1 protein-coding gene and 1 pseudogene are annotated in these 1,597 nt (G+C 72.3%); both read left to right on the forward strand.

All coding sequences use genetic code 11. From position 1 onward, the window contains the following. Positions 1-585 (forward strand): annotated as a pseudogene (locus AC27VN_RS40975) (polysaccharide biosynthesis protein); the annotation flags it as partial. Further along, positions 582-1,597: WcaI family glycosyltransferase (locus AC27VN_RS40980; protein WP_490880436.1), on the forward strand; the 1,016-nt coding region annotated here is incomplete at its 3' end. The pseudogene AC27VN_RS40975 and the gene AC27VN_RS40980, both read left to right, overlap by 4 nt.

Here is a 1,597-nt window from a genome sequence, read left to right on the forward strand (position 1 = left end):
AAGTCCGACCTGCTGGTGGTGGCCTTCTTCATGCCGCTGGGCTACGTGGGCGCCTTCAAGCTCGCGTTCCTGCTGGCCGAGGCGCCCTCGCAGTTCGTGCAGGCCTTCCTCTACACCAAGACCCCGGCGATGCGCACGGCCAGCGCCGAGGCGCTCGATGCCTCGGTGTTCAAGCTCGCACGGCAATCCTTCCTGCTGGGCTGCGGCCTGTTCGCGGGGCTGGCCGCGCTGATCGTGCTGGCCGCGCCGCTGCTGAAGGTCGGCCGCGAGGCGCTCGAGATCTTCCTGTGCATCGCGCCCTACTTCCTGCTGCGCACCTACACCGTGCACCACGAGATGCTGCTCGCGCTGCGCGTGCCGGTGGCCTCGCTGGCGCGCTGGGCGCTGCTCGAGGTGGCGCTGCGGCTGCTGTCGTACGCCGTGGTGATCCGGGCCTTTCCGGGCCAGCCGCACTACGTGTTCCTGCTCGCCTGCGTCAGCGACTTCGTGCTCTACGAGCTGCGCATGCGGCTGGAGTTCGGCAGCTATCCCATCGTGCGCATGGCGCGCGGCCTGGCGCGCGGCGCGTTGCGGAGCCGGCCATGAAGATCCTGCTGCACTCGATGAACTTCGCGCCCGAGCTGGCCGGCGTGGGCAAGTACTCGGGCGAGATGGCGCGCTGGCTGAGCGCGCGCGGCCACGCGGTGCGCGTGATCGCGGCGCCGCCCTTCTTTCCGCAATGGCAGGTGGCCGAGGGCCATTCGGCCTGGGCCTACCGGCGCGGCGACTGGCAGGGCGTCGATGTCTGGCGCGCGCCGACCTGGGTGCCCGCGCGTCCGCGCACGCTGGCCCGCCTCGCGCACCTGGCGTCGTTCATGCTGTCGAGCCTGCCGCTGCTGCTGGCGCAGGCGCGCTGGCGGCCCGACGTGGTGATGGTGGTGGAGCCGCCGCTGTTCTGCGCGCCCGGCGTGCTGCTGCTGTCGAAGCTGTTGCGCTGCAAATCGTGGCTGCATATCCAGGACTACGAGGTGGACGCGGCCTTCGGCCTGGGCCTGGTGCGCGGCGGCCGCGTGCGGCGCATGGCGCTGGCGGCCGAGCGCTGGCTGCTGGACCGCTTCGACCGCGTCTCGACGATCTCGGCCGCGATGCTCGCCAAGGCCCGCGACAAGGGCGTGGCGCCGGAGCGGCTGGTGCTGTTCCCGAACGGCGTCGACCTGCACGCGATCCGGCCGGCTCCCCCGCGCGATCCCGAGGCACCCAATGCCGCCGGCGGCTACCGCGCCACGCTCGGCATCGCGCCCGGCGCGGTGCTGGTGCTCTACGCGGGCAGCCTGGGCCACAAGCAGGGCATCGAGCTGCTCGCCGAGGCCGCCGCGCTGCTGGCCGATGCGCCGGCGCTGCACTTCGTCATCTGCGGCAACGGACCGAGCCGCGCGGCGCTGATGGATGCCTGCCTGCGGCTTCGCCACGTGCACTTCCTCGACCTGCAACCGGCCGAACGGCTCGACGAGCTGCTCGGCAGCGCCGACATCCACGTGCTGCCGCAGCGCGCCGACGCCGCCGACCTGGTGATGCCCTCGAAGCTGACCGGCATGCTCGCGAGCGGCCGCGCCGTGAT

The sequence above is a fragment of the Variovorax sp. 20P10.2.4 genome (genome assembly GCF_058244205.1).